The following is a 23,617-nucleotide window of genomic DNA, read 5'->3' as shown; positions in this document are numbered from 1 at the left end:
ACGTCACACGGCCAATCACCGCGCTGCTCCCGTACGCCGTGTCCGAGGTGCGTCCGAGACTCAGGAAGGCGTCGCAGCCCGATCGGACTCGCTGCGCAGGACGCAGAATTCATTGCCCTCGGGGTCGGCGAGGACGGCCCAGCCCGCGCCGTCGGGCTTCCGGCGATCGGAGACCAGGGTGGCTCCGAGCTTCAGCAGCCGCTCGACCTCTTCCTCGCGCGAGGTCGTCGGCCGCAGGCACAGGTGGATCCGGTTCTTGACCGTCTTCGGTTCCGGCACCTGGTTGAAGTTCAGCAGCGGGCCCTCCGGAAGCATCACCTGAACCTCCCGGTCGCCCGGCCCGTCCTGCGGATGCAGCGGACAACCGGTCACCTCACTCCAGAACCGGGCCAACTCGTAGGCGTCCGTACAGTCGATCGCCATGTTCTGCACCACCGAAACCATGCGCGTCAGCCTGCCCGAGCGCCGCCCGGTCCGCCAACCGCAACGGCTGCCGACCACCGTCACCGAGGACCTCAGGTGCCGATCACGCTCGCGCGGGTACACGGCGCTGCATGTCCGAGGTGATGCAAGCAGGCGGTTGGGGGTTGCTGGCGGGCAGTGCTCTCCTGCTGGGAGCGGTGTTCGGCTACGGGATGCGCGTGTCGCAGAAAGTCATCGCGCTGGTGATGGCCTTCGGTGCCGGCGTGCTCCTCTCGGCCGTCTCCTTCGAACTGGTCGGCGAGGCCTACGAGCAGGGTGGGCTGGGTCCGGCAGCGATCGGGACGCTGGCCGGAGCAGTCGCCTACACCGCCGGGAACCTGTGGCTGGCACGCCGAGGCGCCCGCCATCGCAAGCGATCGGGCCATCACACGGAACAGGCGCAGCCGTCCGAGGAGCAACAGGGCGGCTCGGGCACGGCGCTGGCACTCGGCGCGCTTCTGGACGGAGTGCCCGAGTCGGCGGTGATCGGCGTCAGCCTGCTCGACGGTGGGGCGGTCAGCCTCGTGACGGTCGCGGCGGTGTTCATCAGCAATATCCCGGAGGGCCTGTCCAGTTCGGCGGGGATGAAGAAGTCCGGGCGCAGCAAGGCTTACGTCTTCGGGGTGTGGGGCGCCATCGCGGCCGCGAGCACCGTGGCGGCGATCCTCGGCTACGCCGTCCTCGGCGGCTTCTCGCCCACCGTGATCGCGGGGGTGACGGCGGTGGCCGCCGGAGCGATCCTGGCCATGATCGCCGACACGATGATCCCCGAGGCGTTCCAGGAAGCCCATCTGGCGATCGGGCTGGTCACGGTCAGCGGCTTCCTGGTCTCCTTCGCGCTCTCCCACGCCTGACCACGCCTGACCCTCGCGCTGCCCGGTCCTCGACGCCCCTCCCCGCACCCACGGGTGCCACGGCAGCATGCGACGACGCCTACGCGGAGGCGTCGGTGCTTCGCTCCTCCGACGCGGGAGCGCCTGCGGTCCGGGCCTCCAGGGCGTGCAGGACGGCCACCATGTCCTCGCCGCCATGGCCCCGCCGGACGGTCTCGTCGTAGAGGGCGTGGCACACGTCGAGCAGCGGGGACGCCAGGTCGGCCTTGCGGGCGGCCTCGGCGATCAGGCGGTTGTTCTTCAGGACGTCCGCGGCGGCCGCCTGGACCGAGAAGTCGCGCTCCAGCAGTTTGGGCGCCTTTCCCCGGGAGACGGCACTGGCCATGGGACCGGCGTCCAGGACGTCCCGGAAGAGACGCTGATCGAGCCCGTGCCGCTCGGCGAAATGGAACGCCTCGGCAAGTCCCGTGACCACGGCGATCAGGAACAGGTTCACGGAGAACTTCAGCAGCAGGGCGCCCGGGACGGCGCCGCACCCGAACGTCTCCCGGCACAGGGGAGCGAGCAGCGGCCGGACGGTCGCCACGGCGTCGTCGTCGCCCGACAGCATCCCGACCAGTTCGCCCCGCTCGGCGGGGACGCGGCTGCCGGAGACCGGGGCCTCGACGTAACGCCCGCCCGCGGCCCGGATGTCCTCCTGGAGGCCGCTGGAGTACTCGGCCGCGGTCGTGCCCATGTGGACGACGGTGTGGCCGGCGACGCTCGGGACGAAGTCCGGGGTGCCGCGCCCCAGGACCGCGTCCACGGACGTCTCGTCGGCCAGCATGAGGAGCACGGTGGAGGCACGGCGGAAGACGTCGGCGGTGCTCGCCGCCACCTCGGCCCCGGCGGCGCGCAGAGGCTCGCAGCGCTCAGGGGTGCGGTTCCAGACCACGAGACGGGTCCCGGCACGGGCGAGGTTCAGTGCCATGGGCTGACCCATGACTCCCAGACCGATGAAACCGACGTACATGACGCACCGCCTCCTGCGGCTCGCGCGGCAGCCGAGCCGTCGCCGCCCTCGGCTATGACAGCGGTCATAGTAGCCGCGGTTATGACGGCGGTCATAGGGTGGGAGTCGACAAGGGGCGCTGAAGCTGACGTGCGTGAGAGCTGAGGGAGGCCGAGGGTGGCGAAGGCTGAACGGGGACCGCGTGAGCGGATGGTCTTCAGCGCGGCCCAGCTCATCCGCCGCGACGGAGTCGCCTCCACCGGCATGCGCGAGGTCGCCGTGACCGCCGCCGCCCCTCGTGGCTCGCTCCAGCACTACTTCCCCGGCGGCAAGACGCAGTTGGTCGACGAGGCGGTGGGCTGGGCAGGCCGATACGCGGCGGACCGCGTCGCCCGGTTCCTGGCCTCGCTGCCCGAGCCGACACCGAGCGGACTCTTCGCCGCGATGGTGCGTCAGTGGACCGACGAGTACGAGGCCGCCGGCTTCGCGGGCGGCTGCCCGGTCGCGGCGGCCACGGTGGACTGCGCGGAGTCGGTCCCCTCCACGCGGAAGGCGGCGTCCGCCGCGTTCGCCACTTGGACCGGTGCGGTCGCCCGGGCCCTGACCGGGATGGGTGTGCCCGAGGAACGGACCGGCGCACTCGCCACGCTCATGATCAGCAGCCTGGAGGGGGCGATCCTCCTCGCCCGCGCCGACCAGGACGTCCGGGCCCTGACGACCGTGGCCCGGGAACTGGGCCCGGTCCTCGACGCGGCAGTGCGAAAGCCGGACGGCTCACCGGCCGGCGGTCACACCGGCGCTGGATGATTGAGTCCAAGGGCTCGTAGCCGTAGGCCGCCAGCGAGCGGTGCCGCATGCCGCTGCCCTCGCTCGCCCAGCGCGTGCAAGGCGTGCCCGTTTCATCCTGGCGGTCAGCGGAGAGCACGCGACGCATGCTTCAGTACCTCGGAGGAGGTCTCGGTCGGGGCCCAGCTGGGGAATGGCCTTGAGTCTCCAGCGACTGGAGACAGCAGAGTGGGGGACATGGACGTGACGACCCTCTACTCGATCGGGGAGCTTTCCCGACGGACCGGCTTGTCCGTGAGGACCATCCGGTTCTACTCCGATTCGGGGGTGGTAGCGCCGACCACCCGTAGTCCCGCCGGTTATCGGCTCTACGACCTCGACGCACTGCTTCGTCTGGAACTCCTCCGCACACTGCGCGAGGGCCGTCGGAATCACGCCCACGCTAAGTGACACCGAGCTGAGCACGCTCGCGGTCATGTCGGCGCTGCTCGGATACACCTCTGAGCGGCGCCGGCTTCACCGCGTCGGGCGGGACTTCGGCCACCTGTTTCCCTACGTGCCCCAGCAGTCCGGCTACAACAAGCGGCTGCGCGCCGCGTTCTCCCTGCTCACCAGCATGATCCGGATCGTGGCCCGCGATACCTCGCTGTGGAGCGACGATGTGTGGCTGGTCGACTCCACACCGGTCGGTTGCGGTTGCTCCCGTGAGACGGCCAAGCGCTCGGACCTGGCAGGCTGGGCCCAGTACGGCTACTGCTCATCACACTCGCGATACTTCTGGGGGCTGCGTCTGCACCTGGTGTGCACACTCGGCGGACTGCCGGTCCTGTTCGCTCTCACCGGGGCCAAGGCGGACGAGCGCGAAACGCTGCGCGACATGCTCGATACTGCGCCAGACATCCTCGCCGTTCACCCCGGGCAGACGATCATCGGGGACAAGAACTACTTCGGCCGCGAGTTCGAGCACGGCCTTGCGGCCGGCCCGCAAGGGGGAAGCCGAGCCGGCCGGGTCACACCTGTTCAAACCGCTGCGGCAGGTCATCGAGCCGATCAATCAGACCTTCAAGGGGGAGCTCAACCTGGAACGACACCCCTTGGACTCATTCATCTAGTCCTGGTACTGCGTGAGGTCGATGCCGTACACCGCGAGGTCGTGGCCGTGGACCGGGTCCTGCGCGGTGCCTTCCGCCCGCATGCCGAGTTTGTCGAGGACGTTGGCGGAGGCTGCGTCGGCGATCCGGCGCACGGCCACCACCCGGTCGAGACCGCGGTCCTGCAGTGCGAATTCCAGGGTGGCGTGGGCCGCTTCGGAGGCGTAGCCCTGACCCCAGAACACCCGCCCGAGCCGCCAGCTGATCGCCACCTGCCCGGCGATCTCCGCCGGAGCGTCGGCCACGGACAGACCGACGGCGCCCGCCAGCTCACCGGAGCCCAGGAGTTCCACGGCGAACATCCCGAACCCCTCCTCGTCCCACTCCTCCTCCCATGCCTCGATGTCCTGCGCGGTCTGGTCCTCGGAGCGCGTCGCGCCGTCGCCGATACGGCGCATCACCGCCGGGTCGGCGTGGATCTCGGACAGCGGGACGAGGTCGTCCTCCTCCAGCCATCGGCGCAGGAGGAGGCGGGGCGTGCGAATTTCGGTCATGGCCCCATCCTGCCGACGCGGAGGTGAGAGCGCGAACCGCGGTGCCGTCCGTCCACTCACGGATGGCGCCGGCCGCGTGCCGGACGGATCCCGCACCGGTCCCGACCGCGGCTCACGAACCCGGGCCGTTGCGCTTGCCGATCAGGTCCCGGTACAGGGCCGCGCGTTCCTCATGCGTCGCGGCCTTGGCGAATTCGGTCTTCCAGTCCTTCTCCAGACGCTTCAGCTTCTGCACCCAGTCGCCGAACTCCCGCAGATCGACATGGCGCTGGCTCGAACCGAGCGGGGCCTTGGCGCCGGGCTTGTCGTCCTTGTGGCCGCCGAGGTGGCTCACGGGATTGTTGTTCTTCTCGCTGCTCGTCACGCCGTGCTCATAGCCGTCGGGCGTCCTGCCTCCCGGCCCGGCGGTCTCGATGCCGACCTGAAGTGCGCCGTCGCGCTTGCCGGTCGGGGGCTTGTAGCCCATGAACAGGTGCCCGTACGACTCGTCCGGGAGGATCGTGTCGCCGTGGTAGTCGTTGTTCCCCATGCCGCCCACGGCGAGGGGCAGGCCGTAGAGGTGGCTGTGGGGGTCGAGCCAGTTCTGCACGGTGGCCCCGATCTCGCCCTTCTCCACGAACTCGCCCCGCGTCCCGTCCTTCTCGTTGTCGCCGATCTCCATGTGGTGCGTGCCGAACCCACGCCGGTACACCGGTGCCGCCGGTGTCGACCGGGGCTCCCACACCTTCCGGTCCTCCTTGGTGATGTGGAGCCACTGGGGCAGCTCGTAGCCGTGCTGGCCGTCGGCCAGCTGCGGGATGCGGACGTTGACGCGACCGCCGTAGGCCAGGGCGTGGGCGACGTCGTCCTTGAAGTCCTCGTGGATGCCGGCCTCCGGGTTGAAGACCTTGAGCCCCTCCTTCAGCATCAGGAAGATCCTGGTCAGCAGCTCGGTGCCGCGCTCGACGCGCCGGCGGTGCTGGTCGGCGTCGGGTACGTCGTCGCTGATGCCGGGTGGGAGGAAGGTCTTGACGAAGGTCTGGAAGATCTGCTCGTTCCGTTCCCCCTCCAGCTGGTCCTTCTCGGACTGGGGAGTCTCGTCGGCGTGCATGGCCATGTGGCGGCCGAGTTGGTAGTCGGACCGCGCGGCCTTGGCCGGCGGCATGCCCTGGGCGCGGTCCTCGACGTTCCGCTGCCACCGCAGGGTCGCCACGAGCAGCCGCTTGCCCTCGGGCTGCTGGAGCCAGCCGCGGAAGTCGCCCGCCTTGATGTAGGCCTCCGCTTCGGCGTGGGTGCAGATGCCCACGGTCTTCAGCCACTTGGGGTCCTCGGACTCCACGGCCCTGATCGCCTGGAGCTCCTCGTCCGTGAATCTCGGGCCGCCGCGCACCCGCTTGTGGATGACGTCGCGTACCTGCTTGTTCCTGATCTCCTGGCTGCCGCCGACGAGCAGCCGCGCCAGACGGACCATCCCCGGGGGTGAGGCCGTGGCCGGGGGCGAGGCGGCGCTCGTGGCCGGCGGGCCGGGCCGGTCCGCCCGCTGGACAGGGACGGGGGCACCCGTGTCGGCGCTGCGCTGTATCACTCCGCCGGGTGCGGCGGCCCCCGGCAGTGACAGGTCGGGGTCGGCGCCCCTTGCCATCCTCCGGCCGTTGGACCCGGCGCTCCTCTCGAACGGGTCGTCAGGGTGGGAGACCCTCTCGCCCCTGCCGTTGTCGGTGCCCGGCACGGGCCCCAGAGCCTGCTGGCGCACGTGGTCGATCTCTTCGTACATCACCTCGTCGCTGACACTGTTCCCGCCGAGCACGATGTGGGAGCCGGTGGTGTAGGCGAGGGCTCCGAGTTCCTCGGCCGAGCGCTGGGCGACGGGCCCGCTGTGCACGCGCACATGGCCGAACTCCATGCCGTAGGCCTGCTCGGCCCGTTGAAGGATGCGGCCCTCCAGGGGGCGGCCGGGGGAGCCGACGGCGTCGAGGACGGAGGGCCGCCGCTGGACCGGTACGGGCCCCTCGACGTCGCGTTCCCCGGCCCCACTGCGCTCTCCCTCGGGGTGGTGCTCGTCCCGGGCCCGCTGGATCGCGCGGGTCACCGCGGCGTTGCCCGCCGCCCGTTGCAGCGCGATGAGCGGGGGAGGGACGGGGGCGGTGACCGGCCGGGGCGTGGGGCGTTCGCCGATACGGTCGGCGTTCGAGCGGTTCTGTGCCTGGGCACGCATGCGCGTCTCCCCTTCGTTCGACGAGGGCCCTCCCCTCCTACCCGACCGGCGCCGGCAGCCGGGAGGTCCGCGGGGGCAGCCCCGGGGGCAGTCCTCGCCGGTGCACGGCACCTGCCCTCCGGGGCCAGTCCTCGCCGGAGCACGGCACCTGCCGCTCGGCTGCGCCTACGGGCTCTCCGGAACCGGCTGCTTCTCCCCAGACGGTGCGACCACGCCCACCGCCGCGATGAGCAGCACCACCGAGGCGATCACGAGGAGCGCCCGGCCGGTGCCCAGCGGCACCAGCAGCAGCGTGCCGAGCACACCGCCGCTGAAGATCCCGCCCACGGTGGCCGTCCACCGGGTCCTGGCCAGCCGCTGTTTCGCCGTCATGCCGCGCAGTGCCGCCCGGGGACGTCGCAGCACGTCGTTGATGAGCTCGGCGATGGCCGTCTGGCTCAGCAGCGTCGGCATGCCCGGCACATGGACGCGCAGGACGGTGGAGGCACGCACGCCCATGGCCAGCGCCACGAGCGCGACGACCCCGCGGTCGTCCTGGGCGGGGATGGCCCCGGTGCCGTGTCTCGCCAGGGCCAGCGTGGCGGCGCACACCAGCAGCACGGCCTCGCAGACGAGCCCGATCGGAAACCACAGCCGTCCGCGCCCCGCGAGCCACGCCAGTGCGACGCCCGCGCCGGCCGCCCCGGCCATGAACGCGCCGATCGCGACGGCGGATCGCGCCCACGGAACATCGCCCTCCCCGGCGAGCCCGAACGACAGGAAGAGCACGTTGCCGGTCGCCAGCGCGCAGAACACCTTCCCCATGGTCAGAAAGCTCACGGCGTCGACGGCACCGGCCAGCACGGTGAGTACGGTCATGACGGCCACCCGCCGGGCGTCGGTTGCGAGGACCGGGGACGCATCGGACATGCGGCCAGTGTGAGCAGCGTCGAGGGCCCGCCACAGGACCGTGGCCGGGACACGCGGCCGATGGCTACGGGCGGGCTACCGGCGTTGCGGGCAGCCTGTCCGGGGCACAGGCGCGCAGCCGCACGTCCCGGTCAGGGCTTGAGCCGGGCCGCCAAGCCCTCGAAGTAGCTGCGGTGAAGGGTGGTCAGGTCCACCTGCTCGGGGTCGAGCAGCCACAGCAGGTGGGCTCCTTCGAGGAACGCGGCCGTCTCCGCCGCCAGGATCGCCGGGTCGAGGCCGGGCCGGGCCGAGCCGTCGGCGACGGCTCGCGTGAACAGGGCGGACAGGTGGGTCCGCAGGGCCCGGCCGCGGTCCCGGAACCAGGTGTGGAGCACGGAGCCGGGCTGGAGGTTCTCCGCGGTGAGGGTGGTGTGCAGCGCGGCCAACCGCCCTTCCGTGGCGGCGGTGTGCTCGGCGTCCCGGATGAACCAGTCGAACGCCTGGTCCAGGGTGGGTTCGGCGTCGGCCGGGACGGACAGCCGCTGCAGGGCGCGCCGGTCGGCTTCCTCCAGGACGGCCCGGACGAGTCCGTCCTTGCTGCCGAAGTGGTGGATGAGAGCCGAGGGCGTCGCACCGGCGCGCTCGGCGATCGAGGCCACGCCGGTGCCTCGCACCCCCTGACGTGCGAACAGGTCGATCGCGGCGTCGACCATGGCGCGTCGACGCTCCACGCCCCGCTTCTGCACCTGCCCCTTGACTCCGGCCATGCGCTCAGGTTGCCCGGAGGGCGCCCGTGGCGTCCAACCCGGCCTGACGGAAATCCCGTGCGCGTGGCGCCTCGAACCATTATCTTGAACGACCATGCAGGAAAATAAACTCGAGAACGAGGACACGCACGAGTACCTGGCGGGCGACGAGCAGATCGTCCGCACGGGCGACGTGGAGCTGTGGGCGGAGAGTGTCGGCGATCCCGGCCACCCACCCGTGCTGCTGGTGATGGGCGCACAGGCACAGGGCACCCAGTGGAACGACGGCATCGTCCGCCGACTGGTAGACGGGGGCAGGCGGGTCGTCCGCTACGACCACCGCGACACCGGTCGCTCGTCCACCGTCGACTTCACCACCCACCCCTACACCGTCGCCGACATGGCCTCCGACGCGCTCGCCGTCCTGGACGCGTTCGGAGTCGCACAGGCCCACCTGGTGGGCGCGTCCCTCGGCGGCCTCATCGCGCAGCGCCTGGCCGTCACCGACGCCTCCCGGGTCCTGACCCTGACGAGCCTGTCGTCCCAACCCCTCGGTACGGACACCGCCTCGGCGGTGCAACGCGCGCTGCAAGGCGAGTCCCCGCTCCCCGGGGAACTGCCACCGCCCAGCCCCGAACTGCTGGCCGCGCTCACCACGGCCTTCCCGGATCCGCAGGCGGACCTGGAGGAGTACCTCGCCGTCCGGCTGCCGTTGTGGCGGGTCCTGCACGGACGGGTGCTGCCGTTCGACGAGGGCGAGTACCGCGCGATGGAACAGCGGGTGTACGAGCGGGCACGTGATCTGAACGCCGGGCTCAACCACACCCTCGCAGGGGCCGCAGGCTCGGGTTCCACGACCGACCTGGCCTCGGTCACCACACCGACGCTGGTGCTGCACGGCACGGAGGACCCGATGTTCCCGCCCGCACACGCCGAGGCGACGGCCGCCGCCGTCCCCGGCGCCCACCTCGTGATGATCGAGGGCATGGGCCACACCCTGCCCGGGGCGCTGGACGAACGCCTGGCCGCCGAGATCCTGCGCCACACGTCATGAGCCCGGGTGCCGGCGCGTCGGGAGGGGCCGCCTTCCGTGCCGTCCCGCCGGCGCCTAGAGTTCGGGCACAGCGAGTCCCCGCGAGGAGCGATCACATGGTCGGTGTCCCGAGCGCGCGTTGACGTCGTCGGCCGTGACCGGCCTGTCTTCGCGTGCTGCCCTTGATGTCGCGGCACAGCGAGCCCTCTCCTGCCCGGACCGCCGACGCACCTCACGTGCGTGCGGTGGCGGGCCTCGTTGTCGGCAACACAAGGGATGCCCGTGCCGTCCGCTTCCTCCGCTGAACCGAATTCCCCCCGGCCTGCTCCGGCCGGCCTGTGGCGGGACGCCGACTTCCGCAGACTCTGGGTGGGGCAGACAGCCTCCCAACTCGGGGAACACGCAAGCCTGGTGGTCCTGCCGCTCCTGGCCGTCCTGACGCTTCACGCCGGTGCCGGCGAGCTGGGCGTCCTCCGCGCCGTGGGGCAGGCGCCGATCCTGCTGCTGTCGCTCTTCGCCGGCGCGTGGGTGGACAGGTGGCGCACCCGCACGACCATGGTCCTCACGGACGTGGGCCGCGCCCTGGCCCTGGGCGCGGTGGCCGTGGCCGGCCTCTTCGGCGGGCTCGGCATGTCCGGCCTGCTCGTGCTCGCCTTCGCCGTCGGGGCCCTGTCCGTGTTCTTCGACGTGGCCTACCAGGCATCGCTCGTACGACTGGTGGAACGCGACCACCTGGTGCGGGGCAACAGCGCGCTCGAAGGCAGCCGGTCCGCGGCGCAGATCGGCGGTCCCGCCCTCGGGGGAGCGCTGGTGTCCCTGCTGTCGGCGCCGATCGCCGCCGCCTTCAGCGCGCTGTTCTTCACGCTGTCCTTCCTGTCGATCCGGCGGATCCGCCGGGCCGAAACGATGCCGGAGCGCCCGGACGAGCCTCGCACCGGCGACGACGGCGGCACGTACCGCACCACCGCCCCGCGGATGTGGCGGCGGATACATGAGGGCCTGCGCTTCGTCGCCGGCGACTCCGTGCTCCGGGTCGCGTGCCTGGCCTCGGCCGCGTTCCAGTTCTCCTTCGCGGCCATGATGACCGTCTACCTGCTGTTCCTGCCGCGGGAACTGCACCTGTCGGGCACCGTTGTAGGACTGGCGCTCGCCGCGGCGGGACCGGGGGCGCTCCTGGGCTCGCTGCTGGCGGCCCGTCTGCCGAGCAGGTTCGGGTACGGCACGGTCCTCGTGTGCGCGGCGACGCTCGGCGACGGCGTGTTCCTGTGCGTGCCCGCGCTGCACGGCGCCTCCGCTGTGACGGTTCCCGCCCTCCTCACGGTCGGCTTCGTCTTCGGCTTCGGCGGCCAGCTGGTGAACGTCACGGTGATGGCCGTTCGGCAGTCCGTCACTCCGGACGGGCTGCAAGGCCGCGCGGCGGCGACGATCACGTTCGCCGGCATGGGTCTGACCCCGCTCGGCTCCTTGGCCGGTGGATTCCTCGCGGGGGAGTGGGGGCTGCGCACCGGCCTGCTGGCGACGGCCGCGGGCATGCTGCTGTCCCCCGTGGTGATGGTCCTATCCCCGCTCGCCCGCCTGGGACGGGAGCTTCCGGCCCCGCACGACACGCCACCGACGGCCGGTCGGACAAACTCCCCGGATCTCACCCGGGAGACCTGATCCTCCCGGCCGGAATCGGGACGTGTGGAAGGCTGGAAGGGTGAGGACCGACCCAGCGGGCCGGGCACGGCACGGACCCCGTGCCGGTCGCCCGCGGTCGCCAGGTTCGGCCGAGGGCGCGGCGCTCTCCCGGCGCGTCCCCTGGTCGAACTCAGGCCGCGTACCGCATCGTGAACGGGATGCTGACCTGCAACGAGACCGCCGTGAGCGTCTGCCCGGGCAGGCGGGCGCGCCGGTGAGGTCGACAGGCCTAAGGGGCGAATGTGATGAGCCGAGCGAATCAGCCTTCGGAGGGTGATCCGGAGGAGGCGGCATCCGGCCCGAGCGGGCTGATGGACCTTCTGGGCGTCGCCGCGGTGCTGGTGGAGGCCGACGGCCGGATCGACATGTGGAGCCCCCAGGCCGAGGAACTGTTCGGCTACACCTTCGACGAAGCGGTCGGACAGTACGCGGCCGCCCTGCTGATCCATCCCGAGCATCAGGAGGCGGGGCTCGCACTGTTCGCCGAGGTGATGGAGACAGGCCGAGGCTGGGCGGGGCCCTTCCCCGTGCGGCGCAAGGACGGCAGCACCCGGACGGTCGAGTTCCGCAACATGCGGCTGACGGACAACCTCGGAGACCACTACGCGCTCGGGCTCGCCACCGACCGGGCCACCGTGCGGCAGGTGGAGCGCAAGATGGCCCTGTCCAGCCAGCTGGTCACCCAGGCACCGATCGGCCTGTCCGTCCTCGACACCGAGCTGCGGTACGTGGCCGTCAACGGGGCCCTGGCCGCGATGCACGGCGTCCCGGAGGCCGAACACGTGGGCCGCCACTTCCGGGAGATCCTGCCCGGCGCGCCCTTCACGACCGCGGAGAACCAGATGCGGGAGGTCCTGGAGACCGGACTGCCCCTGGTCGACGAGCAGGTGGTGGGCCGTACCCGAGCCGACCCGGACCACGACCACGCCTGGGCCGTGTCGCTCTACCGGCTCGAGGACCAGGGCGGACAGGTGCTGGGCATCGCCAACGTGGTCGTGGACGTCACCGACCGCTACGAGTCGGCCAGGCAGGCCGACCGGGCCCAGCAGCGCCTGCGCCTCATGGCCGACGGCTCGGCCCGCATCGGAACCACCCTGGAAGTGGAGCGGACCGCCCAGGAACTGGCGGACGTCCTGGTGCCCGACCTGGCCGACATGATCGCGGTGGACATCCTGGACTCCGTCCTGCGGACGGGCCGCCCGGACCGCGGCGAGGGCCCGGCACTGTTCCGCGCCCTGGCGGTGAAGACCGCCTACCCCACCGGTGCCTCCGAGGCGATCATCGCCCCCGGCCACCTCACGACCTACCACACCGACCATCCGGCGGCCCACTGCCTCCGCACCCGCAAGCCCCAGCTGATCACCCACCTGGAGATCGGCGAGCTCAGCCGTATCGCGGCCGACGACGCCGCAGCCGGCCTGCTCGCCGAAGCCGGGGTCCACACCGACATGGCCGTCCCCCTCATCGCCCGCGGAGAGATCATCGGAGTGATGGGCCTGGCCCGCGCCCGCAACCCGCAACCCTTCGACGAGGACGACCTCACCCTCGCCTGTGAGCTGGCCTCGTCCGCCGCGCTGAGCATCGACAACGCCGTCCTGCACCAGCACATCCGCAGCGCCGCCGAAACCCTTCAGCGCAGCCTGCTGCCCCGGCCCTCGCCCCGCCGCCCCGGCCTGGAGATCGCTGCCCGGTACCGGCCCGCGCAGGCCTTCAGCGAGGTCGGCGGCGACTGGTACGACATCATCCCCCTCAGCGGCGATCGCACCGGCCTGGCGGTCGGCGACGTCATGGGCAGCGGCATCCCGGCCGCCACCGCCATGGGCCGGCTGCGCACCGCCACCTCCACCCTCGCCGACCTCGACCTGGCACCGAGCCGGATCCTCACCCACCTCGACAAGATCACACAGGGCCTCGACCCCTACATCGCCACGTGCGTCTACGCGGTCTACGACCCGCACGAGCGCCTCTTGCAGGTGGCCTGCGCCGGCCACCTGCCCCCGGTCCTGGTACGGGCCGGCGGACCCCCTGAACTGCTCGACCTGCCCACGGGCACCCCGCTGGGCGTGGGCAGCGGACCCTTCGAAACCTCCACTCTCGCCATGAACCCCGGCGATCAACTGATCCTGTACACCGACGGTCTCGTCGAGACCCGCGACGACCCCATCGACAAGCGCCTGGACCATCTCCTGCGCCTGCTGGCCCCACCGCACCCGTCCGCGGAGGACACCTGCGACCGACTGCTCCGGCAACTCCGTCATCCCGCCGACCATGACGATGTCGCGCTTCTCATCGCGCATGCGCAGCCGCTGACCGCGCTCTGAGCGGATCCCGGACCCATGGGGTCCTGAGAAGCCCGGCCGGGACAGGCCCACCGGCCACGGCACCGGCACCGCCCGCATCCACCCCGCTCGCTGGTGTGTGCGAAGCGGCCCCCGGTGTTATTCAATGAGGTGTGCGGCCAGGGACTCGGGGCCCCACCGCACGGGTCCGAAAACAACCCCGGCACCCGCGCCGGGGATTGCTGAGAGAGCCGCATGGACTCCACACCCTCGCCCTCGTCCTCCTCGGCGTTCGACCTGGTCAGCCGCGCTCTGGGGCGCTACATCCCGCGTGGCGGAGCGGCCGCGCCCGGCGGCACTGCCCAAGCGCAGGGCGACCGCACCCCCCTGCGGGCCCCCGAGAACCCGGCAGCCGGCCGTCAGGAGCAGATCCTCGGCGCGCTCAACCTCGACACGGACCTGATCATCACCCGCTGCAACCTGGAAGCGCCCGTGTTCGAGGGTCTGGACGCCGGAGCCGGGAAGCCGTTCGTCGATCTCCTGCCCCCCGGTGACGTGCCGACGGTCACCCGGCGGTTGCGGCAGGTCATCGAGAGCGGTGAGGCGCACGTCGCCCGGATCCAGCGACTGCGCCGGGGCGACGGGTCGGAGCTGGTGGTCTCCATGAGCATCCTGCCCGCCGCGGCAGCCGAGGAGGGCCTGACCGTCTCCGTGATCGCCATGGCCAGGAGGCTCCACCTCTACGCCGCCGAGACCGCGATCGGCACCTCGCTGGACATCGGCGAGACGGCGCAGTCGCTGGCGGAGTCCCTGCTGGCCTGGGGAGACGTGGCCGCCGTCGACCTCGACTTCGCCGTGTGGACAGGCGAGGGAGTCACTGGAAAGGCGCAGGGGCGCATCCATCTGCGGCGGGCGGCCCTGGTGCCGGACCGGGTGTGGCCCGAGGGGTACATGACCCCGGGCGACGATCTTCCCGGGGACGCGAGTCGCCTGCTGGCGCAGGCGGTGCTGCGGGACGACGCCCCGCAGACCATCGTCATACCCGACCGGGAGGCGCTCGAGCGGGTCTTCGGCAGCCCACGCGTGGTGCGTGCCCTGGTGCCCGGCGACCGGTCGGCGGGTCTGGCGTGCATACCCCTGGTCCTGGACGGCGCACCGCCCGTCGTGCTGGGCGTGGCGGAGGTCTGGCGGCGGGCGGACTGCCCCTTCCGCGACGGCGAGCTGTTCGACCTGCAAGAGCTGGTGGCCCGGACCGCCCACCACGTCGACCTGGCCCGTCAGCACCAGCGCGAGCACACCCAGGTGCTGGCCTTGCAGCGCCGGCTCCTGCCCCGGACCGGCGGCGACACCATCGACATCGCCAGCGTCTACCAGCCCGCGACCCCCGACAGTGCGGGCGTCGGGGGAGACTGGGTGAACAGCTTCCCGCTGCCCGACGGCCGTACCGCACTGGTGGTCGGCGACGTCGTCGGCCACGGCCTGGGAGCGGCGGCCACCATGGGCCAGCTGAGCATGGAGGCCCGAGCGCTGCTGTCCGCGGGGCTCGCGCCCGACCAGGTGCTGGAGCACCTGGACGAGACGGTGACGGTGCTGGACGACGCGGACTCCGGACTGGCGGCCGGCTACAGCGCCCTCGGATCGACGTGCTGCATCGCCCTCTACGACCCGGTCGGCCACCATGTGACGCTGTCCAGCGCCGGGCACCTCCCCCCGATCCTGGTCTCCCCGGACGGGCGCGCGGGCCCGCTCTCGATCCGCCCTCACCCCGGCCTGGGAGCCGAGTTCGCGCTGCGGGAGCCGTTCGACGTGTACACCATCGGCGTGCCGCCGGGCTCCATGCTCGCGCTCTACACCGACGGCCTGGTGGAGGACCGTGACCTGTCGATCGACGAGGGCATCGGCGGGTTGTCGGACATCGTGTCCACGGTGCACCCCTGGGACACCCTGCAGCAGGCCGCACGGCGGATCGTCTCCACGCTGGCGCCCGCGCCTCAGCGCGACGACGTGACCCTGCTGCTCGCGCGGATGATCGGCTACCGCAAGGAGGACACGGCGTCCTGGCGGCTGCCCGCCCGCGGCGACGCCCCCGCCCGGGCACGCACGCACGTCGCCGCGCTGCTGAGGCGGTGGGGCATCAGGGACGTCACCCGGGACAGCGTGCTGTTGCTGGTCAGCGAGCTCGTCACGAACGCGGTGCGCTTCGCCGAGGGGCCCATCACGGTGCGGCTGATCAGGGCCGGCCACGGGCTGCTGTGCGAGGTGGGCGACAGCGGCAACGGCAGGCCGCGTCTGAGGCGGGGCGACCTGCTCGACAACGGCGGTCGTGGCCTGAGCATCGTGCACCGGCTCACCACCCGGTGGGGGGTGCGGTGGACGGACACCGGGAAGGTCGTCTGGGCGGAAGTCGCCAGGTGACGCGGCCGGTCTGGGGGAGTGCGGCGAAGGCTTGAGCGGCGTGCTCGACGGCCGAGGGTGCGGACGGCGCCCTCAGGCGCACTACAGCCACTGCCCTTCCAAGGCGGTGGCGGTGAGCCCCGGTGCCGCCGCGTACAGCACGGCGCGGTTGCCCGGCTTCTGCTGCCCGGCGTCGTGCGCCCGCCGCAGGATGTCGAACACGGCGGCGCCTCCGCGGTTGCCGCTGGTGTAGCTGTCCCGGCTGTAGTCCAGCAGCCCCGAGGGCCACGCGTCGGGCATCGTCTGCTCCATGTACTCCAGTACGCGGGTCCCCCCGGGGTGCGCGAGCAGTACGTCGGGGTGCCAGGCGTCGGGGTCGTCCTGGTACCGGGTGCGCAGCCACTCCCACATCGCGGTGACCGTTTCCTGTACGGCGCGCGGCCCACGCCGGTCCATCACGAAGTGGGTGCCGTCCTCGCGTGTCTCCAGTCGGTGCAGGTCCTGGGTGCCGGGCAGGGTGTGGTGCCAGGCGGCGTCGAGCCGCAGTACCGACTCGGGCCTGGGGCGGCCCGTGACCACCGCGGCGACGGCGGTGTCCGCGAACAGCAACCGGACGATCAGGGACTCGAGGGTGTCGTCCGCGGGCTGGTAGGTCGTGCTCAGGGCCTCCGAGATGACGACCAGGACCACCCGGTCGGGGTCGGCGGCCACGAGGTCGGCCGCCAGCGCCAGGGAGCGGGTCCCCGCGATGCAGGCCCACTGCGTGGCCGGCAACAGCATCGCGTCGCTGCGCAGCGACAGCCTGTTGGCCAGGGACATGTCGAGACCCGGCAGCGCCGGGGTGGTGGAGTGACTGGTGATCAGGCAGTCGACGTCCGCGGCGTCCAGCCCGGCGATCTGCAGGGCCCCGCGCGCCGCGCGCTCCCCGTAGGACTGCACGGCCTCCCAGGCAGGTGCGGTGCGTTCCTGGACGGTCTGGGGTGCGGGTACGGTCTCGAGGGCGGCGATCACGCGGTCCACGTCCTGCCGGGTGAACCCGTCCCGGGCCAGCGCCTCTTGAGCCGGCTCGACGCCGACTGCGCGCAGGGCGTTGCCCTTGCCGGGTGCGACCGCGGTCTCCAGGGGCAGCATCCACCCGCGGGTCTCTATGCCGGTACTGGCCGCGATGCCGTCGATCCGCGGCGCCCACGACGCGTTCGGGTGCCGGTCGCTCACCTCCGCCACTATCTGGCTGGTTTTCACGGCATGCTCGCCGTGTATCACGGCAGGCGGGCAGAGGTATGCGGCCATGGTGGTGCACCTTCCGAGGGGGCGGGGAGAATGTCACGAGGGCTGTGTCATGGGTCACTTTGGACTTCGTGCCCAAGAGAATGCCGATGGGCCCCACTTCGGGAGCCGACGTCCGGTTCGAGCATGGACGTCAAATGGACATTTCCGCTGTGATGCAGACAACTTAGGCGGACTTTGCGGGTGTGACACGGCACACACCGCCACATCGGAAGGTGTACTGCCGCTTTCCTGGGACCCCTCGAAGTCCTGCGCGACGGGCGGCCCGTGCACCTCGACGCGGCAAGGTCCGGCTGCTGCCGACGACTCTGCTCGCCGAGGCCAACCACGTGGTCACCGTGAAGACGCTGGTGAACCGGCTCTGGGGGCAGAACCCGCCCGGCCGCGCGCGATACGCTCCAGAACTACGTCCTGCGTCTGCGTCGCGCCCTCGGTTGCCCGGCGGGCGGTGCACCGGTGCTCACCGCCCCCACGGCTATGTGATCGAAACCGCGCCGGACGCCCTGGACCTGTACCGTTTCACCCCCCTGGTCCGCCAGGGCCGCACGGCTCTGGCGGAAGGCGCGCCGGCGCGCGCGGCCCCGCTGCTGGGCGAGGCCCGGGGGCTGTGGCGGGGGGACCCGCTGTCGGACCTGCCCGCGCACCTCGTCCGCGCGGGGTGGTGGCCCGCGCTGGACGAACAGCGCCTGGACGCAATGAAGTTGCGCATCGACGCAGACCTGGTCCTCGGCCGGGCCGCCGACGTCCTGCCCGAACTGCGTGGCCTCATCGGGGAGTACCCGCCGCGCGAACACTTCTGGACGCAACGGATGCTGGAGCTCTTCCACTGCGGACGCCGGGGCGAGGCGCTGGAGAGCTACCGCGAGGTCACCGCGCTGCTCGCCGGCGAACTCGGCGTCCGCGCCCGGGGTCGAGCTCAGGCAGGTCCACCAACGGCTGCTGGCAGCCGCCCCGGACCTGATCGGGGTACGGGCGGCGAGGGCGGCCACGGCCACGGGACGGCCATCTGCCCGTGGAGATGACCACGTTCGTCGGCCGCGAGACACAAGTGGCGTAGGTGCGACGCCTGTTGGTGACCGCCCGGCTCGTCACCCTCACCGGAGTGGGCGGTGTGGGCAAGACACGGCTGGCTCTGCGGGCCGCCGCCGAGGCCGCGCCCTCCTTCGCCGACGGCGTCCGGCTGGCCGACCTCGCCCCGCTGAGAACGCGGACCTCCTCGACCGGGCCGTGTCGGAGGCGCTCGGCCTGCGCGACCAGTCCGCGCGCCCTGTCGCCGACGTGGTCGCCGACCATCTGCGCGACCGCCGACTGCTGCTCGTCCTGGACAACTGCGAGCACGTGGTGGAGCACGTCGCCGGGCTCGTACTGCGGCTGGCGCGCACGGCACCCGGACCGCGCGTCCTGGCCACGAGCCGGCAGCGCCCGGGAACTCCCGGCGAGCACGTACTGACGGTGCCGCCGCTCACCCTGCCCGCCGTGGAGGGCACCCCGGGCGGCACCCTCGCCTGCCGTAAGCCCGCGGTCGAGGTCTCGGGTGACGTCGCGGTCATGGCCGCAGCCGCTGCCGCGACCGAAGTCCCGGCTTCCTCCGACACCGACGACCCGTTGCTGCGCTCCGAAGCCGTGAGGCTCCTCCTGGACCGTGCCGCCGGCTCCGCACCCGCCTTCCGGCTCACCGCCCGCAAGCGCCGGGCGGTGGCCCAGCAGTGCCTGCGGCTGGACGGCATCCCCCTCGCCGTCGAACTCGCCGCGGTACGCCTGAGCGCGATGACGGCCGAGGAGATCCTGGAGCGCCTCGACGACCGGTTCCGCCTGCTGTCCAGGCCGCGGCCGCGCACGTCGGCCCGCGGTCACCACTCCCTTCGGGGCATCGTCGACTGGAGCTACGACCTGTGCACCGAAGGCGAACGGCTGCTCTGGAGCCGGCTGCTGTCCGTGTTCTCGGGCGGCTTCGACCTGAAAGCGGCGGAAACCGTCTGTGCCGGCGAGGGCGTGCCCCGGGAGGACGTGCTCGACCTGCCGGCCGGGCTGGTCGACAAGTCGATCGAAGACGCCTCGATGCCGGTACCGGCACCGGAGGAGGGGACGTCACGGGTGCGGTCGACACACACCCGGACGGGTGGTTCCCACACTCCGACAGCGTAGGACGGCGCCTCACGCGGGGCGGCGGGAGCGGGCCCGCCGGAAGCTCCATGGAGTCGCGTGTCGCCAGGAACCGGACTGTCCCTCCCTCGGCACCGCACCACCCCACGGCCCGGAGCATCCCATGTCCCGTACGACCCCGCCCCGCGTGAGCGTGATCATCCCCGCGTACAACGCGATGCCCGAACTGACGCGTTGCGTCACCTCCGTCATGGAGCAGACGCTCGGTCCGGACGTGATCGAGATCATCGCGGTCGACGACGGCTCGACCGACGGCACCGGACCCGAACTGGACCGCCTCGCACAGACCTGCTCCAGCATGCGGGTCGTCCACCAGCCCAACAGCGGAGGGGCCGGGGTCCCCCGCAACACCGGGCTGGACAGGGCCGCCGGCGACTACGTCTTCTTCCTCGACTCCGACGACTACCTCGGCCCGGACGCGCTGCGCCGCATGGTCGCCATGGCCGACGAGAACCGCACCGACGTGGTCCTCGGCAAAATGGTGTCGGTCGGTGGACGAGCCGTGCCGACAGCGGTCTTCTCGCACAACCAGCCCCGGACGGACGTCTTCTCCTCCGCCGCCTACCGCACCCTGGGCTGCTGGAAGCTGTTCCGGCGCTCGCTGATCGAACGGCTGAACCTGAGGTTCCCGCCGTACCGCAACTGCGAGGACAAGCCGTTCACGGCTGCCGCCTACCTCAACGCCGACGGCATCTCCGTGGTCGCCGACTACGACTGCTACTACTCCCGCAACCGCCAGAACGGCAACAACCTCACCCGTACCGCGGCCGACCTCGTCCACCGCATGGACGGCACCCGCCTGTGCTTCGAAACGGTCGCCCGCTACCTGGAGCCCGGACCGCGCCAGGACAGAATCATGCGCCGCCACGTGGAATGGGAACTGTGCGGGCCGCTGCGTGCCCTGCTGCCGCGCGAGAGCGACCAGCGGGCACGGGAGGTCTTCTACCCGCAGTTCCGGCACTGGGCGCGGAACTACGTGAGCGATGGCGTCTTCCAGTCGATCGCCCCGCAGGACCGGCTGATCGTCCACCTCCTGCGCGCCGACCGCTTCGAGGACCTCATGACCGTGGCCCGGCACGCCAAGGAGGACGCGGCGCGCGGCCACGTCGTGGACAAGGGCCGCGTCTACTGGTCCCACCCCTTCTTCCGGGACCCCGAGAAGGCGGTCCCGGACGCCTGCTTCGACGCCACGAGCCGCATCCCGGTCCACCACGAACTGGCCGAAGCCGCCTGGACCGGCGACGGCGATGTGCTCCGACTCGCCGGTCACGCCCACATCGAGTCCCTCGGCCCCCTCCAGTCCGACACCCGGCTGATCCTGCGCCCGAGCGGCTTCCGGCACCCGGACATCCATGTGCCCGCGACCGTCGGCACGGGCCCGCACCACGGCCAGGACGCTGCGACCGGCTTCACGGCCGACGTGGACCTGGACACGGTGGACTCGGGAACCCCGCTCGGCAGCGGCCGCTGGGACCTCTACCTGGACGTCCGCGCCCAGGGAGTGAGCCGAACCGTGAGGCTCCGGCGAGCCCGGACGGACGCGAACGGCGAGCGGCACGCTCCACCGCAGCGGCCACTGGCCCCCGGCCCCCGGCCCGGGCACGGCCCCACCACCGCACGCCCCTTCTTCACCCCCCACGGCGACTTCTCCCTGGACCTCCGGGAAGCCGAGGTCGCTCCGATCTGCCGCGTGACCGAGATCGCCTGGGACACCTCCGCACCCGCCACCCTCGTCCTCGGCGGCCGCCTGACCGACGATGCCGCGAGCCGCCCCGTCACCGCCCTGCGCGCCGAAGGGGACGCGGGCTCGGTGCGAGAGGTACCCGTGCTGTACGCACGCGACGGCAGCCCCGCCTTCACCGCCCGCCTGCCGGTGGGGGAACTGCCACCAGGACGGTGGACGCTGACCCTCCGCACGGACGACCCGGGCAGCCGCATCCCCGTTCCGCCCGCGAGGGGACTGTCCGGCACCCGGTGGTTTCGCGCGTCCCGGCTCGGCCGCCCCTACTACGCCAAGCCGCTCCCGGGCGGCCCGAGGGGCGCCCTGGTGCTGCGCGTGGCGCCGGTCAGGCTGACGGCGGCCCTCCGCCGCCTGAGGGGTGTCAGCCGGTGGACGACCGGCTAGCGGATGTGCCGTCCGGCGCGGAGGCCGGTGTACTGGCGGACCGTCTGAAGGAACGCATCTACGCGACGATCACGATGATCGCCGTGGTGGTCGGTCTGTCCTTCGGCGAGGTGAGCGCACTCGGCGCCGTCGCCACGGTCCTGACGACCGCTCTGGGTCTCTGGCTCGCGGCGCTCGTCGCCGACCAGCAGGCCCACCGCACCGTCCACCGGCACCTCGCCACCGGTCGTGAGCTGCGCCGCATGCTGTACGTCAGCAGCCCACTGCTGTCCTGCGCCGCGGGCCCGTCCGTGCTGATCGCCCTGGCCGCACTCGACGTCCTGACCCTGCACGCCGCGTTGCTGGCGGCGGCGGGCGTGTGCGTGGTCTCCCTCTTCCTGTGGGGCTGTGTGGGCGGGCTGCGCATGGGAGGCGGGGCCCTGGCGGCCCTGGTGGCGGGCCTTGTGGACGCCTCGATCGGTGTGGCGGTCGCCCTGGTGAAGGCGGCTGCCGGGCACTGACCGGCGGGATCAGTCCCGTTGCGAGGCGAGCAGCTCGCCGAGTTTGCCGAGGCCCTGACTCCAGCCCTCCTCGTGGAGCGCGCGCCGCCGCTCCGAGGTGAAGTCGCCCTGGTCGAGGACCAGTTCGGACCGCGCGGCGTCGATGTCGTGAAGCGACAGTGTCACCACCGTCTCCCGGTCCTCGGGGTCGGGATCCTCCCAGCGGAAGGTGTACGCCAGGCGCTCCGGGGGCTCGACCTCGAGGAACTCGCCCACCAGGTAGAACAGTTCACCTTCCGGGGGCCGCATCGCGATGCGGTAGGCGCCGCCCGGGCGGAGGTCGCTCTCGACGCTCGGGATGGTGAACCCGTCCGGTCCCCACCAGCGGGCCAGTTCCCGGGGATCGGTCAGCTCCCGGAACACGGTCGGGCACGATCCGTCCAGGGCGCGCCGCAGGCGCACTCTCAGCTCGCTGCCGCGTGTCATCACGCCCACCTCCCACCGTGAGTGCCGGGAAGGACCGTCACGCCCGGTCTATGGTCCCGAGGGATGGGAAACCCCTGCTGGACGGGGTGACGGCCAGGCGATGCCCAGCCGGTGCGCGACGGTGCCGAGGGCCGTGCCCAGCGGCAGGGAAACCCTGGTGAGGGCGTGCTGGTCACCCCGGGTCTGATCCCGGTTGACGATCAGCACCGGCTTGCCTTCCTTCGCCGCCTGGCGGACGAACCGAAGCCCGGACATCACCGTCAGCGAGGAGCCGAGGACCAGCACCGAGGTGGCCGCGCGGACCAGCTCACGGCAGTGCTCGACCCGCTGCGGCGGAACGGTTTCGCCGAAGAACACGACGTCCGGCTTGAGCGTGCCGCCGCAGGCCGTACAGGGCACCACGCGGAAGCCCCCGACCTGGTCGTCCGTGAGGTCGGCGTCCCCGTCCGGGTTGATTCCGGCGGCCACGGGTTCGAACGCCGGGTTGGCCTCCTCCAGTCGCAGGGCGAGTTCGTGGCGCGGGCTGAAGGCGCCGCAGGACAGGCAGATGACCCGGGTCAGGGTTCCGTGGAGTTCCACGACGTCCTCGCTGCCCGCGGCCTGGTGCAGACCGTCCACGTTCTGGGTGATGACACCCGAGAGCAGACCCTGCCGCCCGAAGGCGGCCACGGCCTGGTGGCCGGCGTTGGGGCGGGCCCGGCCGAAGGTGCGCCAACCGAGGTGGCTGCGGGCCCAGTACCGTCGCCGGGCCCGGGCGTCGGCGGTGAAGTCCTGGTAGGTCATCGGTGTGTGCCGGCTCAGGCTCCCGCCCTCGCCCCGGTAGTCGGGGATGCCCGACTCCGTGGAGATGCCCGCGCCGCTGAGCACCAGCACTCCACCCGTGCGCAGCGCATCGGTGACCGGCTCCAGATCCGTGGTCGCCGGCGGCAGGTCCCCGGCAGGGGTCCAGCTCAGGGTGGGGCGCATGCGCATGCCGTCAGGGTACGGAACAACGGCCCGTCGGCGACTCCCGGTGCGGTCCGCGGAGCGTTCACCTCCATTTCATTGCAACGATGCGGGTGGTGTTGTTGCGTTAGGCGGCAAGGCCGTTGCAATGAAATCTCGGCTCTGAGCTGCTGTCACTGGCTTTGCGTGCAACGAAGTTGT

Annotated in this window: 19 protein-coding genes and 2 pseudogenes; 12 read left to right on the top strand and 9 right to left on the bottom strand. The window is 71.9% G+C overall.

Annotated elements, in window-relative coordinates; genetic code table 11:
* Nucleotides 1–60: 60 nt before the first annotated feature.
* On the bottom strand, nt 61–444 hold the full coding sequence (locus IE153_RS32800) for a VOC family protein (RefSeq protein WP_189593481.1): 384 nt from the start codon (nt 442–444) through the stop codon (nt 61–63).
* A gap of 110 nt (nt 445–554) precedes the next feature.
* Here IE153_RS32800 and IE153_RS32795 point away from each other — a divergent pair, with 110 nt between their 5' ends.
* A complete protein-coding gene (locus IE153_RS32795) occupies nt 555–1,316 on the top strand; it encodes a ZIP family metal transporter (RefSeq protein WP_189593371.1) in 762 nt (253 codons plus the stop codon).
* 79 nt (nt 1,317–1,395) lie between these two features.
* On the opposite strand, the gene IE153_RS32790 is transcribed toward IE153_RS32795, so the two are convergent.
* Nucleotides 1,396–2,307, bottom strand: a complete 912-nt coding sequence (locus tag IE153_RS32790; protein WP_189593370.1) for an NAD(P)-dependent oxidoreductase — start codon at nt 2,305–2,307, stop codon at nt 1,396–1,398.
* Between the two features lie 189 nt (nt 2,308–2,496).
* Between IE153_RS32790 and IE153_RS32785 the strand changes: the two genes are divergently transcribed.
* The 3 genes and pseudogenes from IE153_RS32785 to IE153_RS32775 form a co-directional block, all read left to right on the top strand.
* The gene (locus tag IE153_RS32785) at nt 2,497–3,093 is read left to right on the top strand and encodes a TetR/AcrR family transcriptional regulator (protein WP_189593480.1); all 597 of its coding nucleotides are present in this window, start codon (nt 2,497–2,499) and stop codon (nt 3,091–3,093) included.
* 216 nt (nt 3,094–3,309) lie between these two features.
* Nucleotides 3,310–3,492: pseudogene (locus IE153_RS32780) on the top strand (MerR family transcriptional regulator); the annotation flags it as partial.
* 4 nt (nt 3,493–3,496) lie between these two features.
* A pseudogene (locus tag IE153_RS32775) lies at nt 3,497–4,163 on the top strand (transposase); the annotation flags it as partial.
* Nucleotides 4,164–4,180: 17 nt separating this feature from the next.
* Here the strand turns inward: IE153_RS32775 and IE153_RS32770 are convergent.
* The 4 genes from IE153_RS32770 to IE153_RS32755 all read right to left on the bottom strand — a co-directional run bounded on the left by IE153_RS32770 (nt 4,181) and on the right by IE153_RS32755 (nt 8,566).
* Nucleotides 4,181–4,717, bottom strand: coding sequence for a GNAT family N-acetyltransferase (locus tag IE153_RS32770; protein ID WP_189593369.1), 537 nt, complete (start codon nt 4,715–4,717; stop codon nt 4,181–4,183).
* A 112-nt stretch (nt 4,718–4,829) separates the two neighbouring features.
* Nucleotides 4,830–6,911: an eCIS core domain-containing protein gene (locus IE153_RS32765; protein WP_189593368.1), complete on the bottom strand. Its 2,082-nt coding sequence runs from the start codon at nt 6,909–6,911 to the stop codon at nt 4,830–4,832.
* A 165-nt stretch (nt 6,912–7,076) separates the two neighbouring features.
* Complete coding sequence (locus IE153_RS32760) at nt 7,077–7,820, bottom strand: DUF1275 family protein (protein WP_189593367.1); 744 nt, start codon at nt 7,818–7,820, stop codon at nt 7,077–7,079.
* A 131-nt stretch (nt 7,821–7,951) separates the two neighbouring features.
* A complete protein-coding gene (locus tag IE153_RS32755; RefSeq protein WP_189593366.1) occupies nt 7,952–8,566 on the bottom strand; it encodes a TetR/AcrR family transcriptional regulator in 615 nt (204 codons plus the stop codon).
* Between the two features lie 94 nt (nt 8,567–8,660).
* Between IE153_RS32755 and IE153_RS32750 the strand changes: the two genes are divergently transcribed.
* The 4 genes from IE153_RS32750 (at nt 8,661) to IE153_RS32735 (ending at nt 15,952) form a co-directional block, all read left to right on the top strand.
* Nucleotides 8,661–9,599, top strand: a complete 939-nt coding sequence (locus tag IE153_RS32750; RefSeq protein ID WP_189593365.1) for an alpha/beta fold hydrolase — start codon at nt 8,661–8,663, stop codon at nt 9,597–9,599.
* 255 nt (nt 9,600–9,854) lie between these two features.
* Nucleotides 9,855–11,237 carry an MFS transporter gene (locus IE153_RS32745; RefSeq protein WP_189593364.1) on the top strand — a complete coding sequence of 461 codons (1,383 nt, stop codon included), beginning with the start codon at nt 9,855–9,857 and terminating at the stop codon, nt 11,235–11,237.
* A 266-nt stretch (nt 11,238–11,503) separates the two neighbouring features.
* A complete protein-coding gene (locus IE153_RS32740) occupies nt 11,504–13,579 on the top strand; it encodes a SpoIIE family protein phosphatase (protein ID WP_189593363.1) in 2,076 nt (691 codons plus the stop codon).
* Nucleotides 13,580–13,792: 213 nt separating this feature from the next.
* Nucleotides 13,793–15,952, top strand: coding sequence for an ATP-binding SpoIIE family protein phosphatase (locus tag IE153_RS32735; RefSeq protein WP_189593362.1), 2,160 nt, complete (start codon nt 13,793–13,795; stop codon nt 15,950–15,952).
* An 81-nt stretch (nt 15,953–16,033) separates the two neighbouring features.
* Here IE153_RS32735 and IE153_RS32730 read toward each other — a convergent pair whose 3' ends face one another.
* Complete coding sequence (locus IE153_RS32730; protein ID WP_189593361.1) at nt 16,034–17,221, bottom strand: beta-ketoacyl-[acyl-carrier-protein] synthase family protein; 1,188 nt, start codon at nt 17,219–17,221, stop codon at nt 16,034–16,036.
* Nucleotides 17,222–17,697: 476 nt separating this feature from the next.
* Here IE153_RS32730 and IE153_RS32725 point away from each other — a divergent pair, with 476 nt between their 5' ends.
* The 4 genes from IE153_RS32725 to IE153_RS32710 all read left to right on the top strand — a co-directional run bounded on the left by IE153_RS32725 (nt 17,698) and on the right by IE153_RS32710 (nt 22,006).
* Nucleotides 17,698–18,240: an AfsR/SARP family transcriptional regulator gene (locus IE153_RS32725; RefSeq protein WP_189593360.1), complete on the top strand. Its 543-nt coding sequence runs from the start codon at nt 17,698–17,700 to the stop codon at nt 18,238–18,240.
* A gap of 205 nt (nt 18,241–18,445) precedes the next feature.
* The gene (locus tag IE153_RS32720) at nt 18,446–19,363 is read left to right on the top strand and encodes an ATP-binding protein (protein ID WP_189593359.1); all 918 of its coding nucleotides are present in this window, start codon (nt 18,446–18,448) and stop codon (nt 19,361–19,363) included.
* A 121-nt stretch (nt 19,364–19,484) separates the two neighbouring features.
* Nucleotides 19,485–21,506 (top strand): glycosyltransferase family 2 protein, encoded by a 2,022-nt coding sequence (locus IE153_RS32715; RefSeq protein ID WP_189593358.1) that lies wholly within the window; start codon nt 19,485–19,487, stop codon nt 21,504–21,506.
* A complete protein-coding gene (locus IE153_RS32710; protein ID WP_189593357.1) occupies nt 21,491–22,006 on the top strand; it encodes a hypothetical protein in 516 nt (171 codons plus the stop codon). The genes IE153_RS32715 and IE153_RS32710 overlap by 16 nt, the downstream gene beginning before the upstream one ends.
* A 9-nt stretch (nt 22,007–22,015) precedes the next feature.
* Here IE153_RS32710 and IE153_RS32705 read toward each other — a convergent pair whose 3' ends face one another.
* Nucleotides 22,016–22,471 carry an SRPBCC family protein gene (locus IE153_RS32705; protein ID WP_189593356.1) on the bottom strand — a complete coding sequence of 152 codons (456 nt, stop codon included), beginning with the start codon at nt 22,469–22,471 and terminating at the stop codon, nt 22,016–22,018.
* A 48-nt stretch (nt 22,472–22,519) separates the two neighbouring features.
* On the bottom strand, nt 22,520–23,443 hold the full coding sequence (locus IE153_RS32700) for an NAD-dependent protein deacetylase (protein ID WP_189593355.1): 924 nt from the start codon (nt 23,441–23,443) through the stop codon (nt 22,520–22,522).
* Nucleotides 23,444–23,617 lie beyond the last annotated feature (174 nt).

Source organism: Streptomyces massasporeus (assembly GCF_014648995.1).
GTDB lineage: Bacteria > Actinomycetota > Actinomycetes > Streptomycetales > Streptomycetaceae > Streptomyces > Streptomyces massasporeus.
The sequence above is the reverse complement of the archived record's forward strand: the minus strand, read 5'-3'. Positions and strand labels throughout refer to the sequence as shown.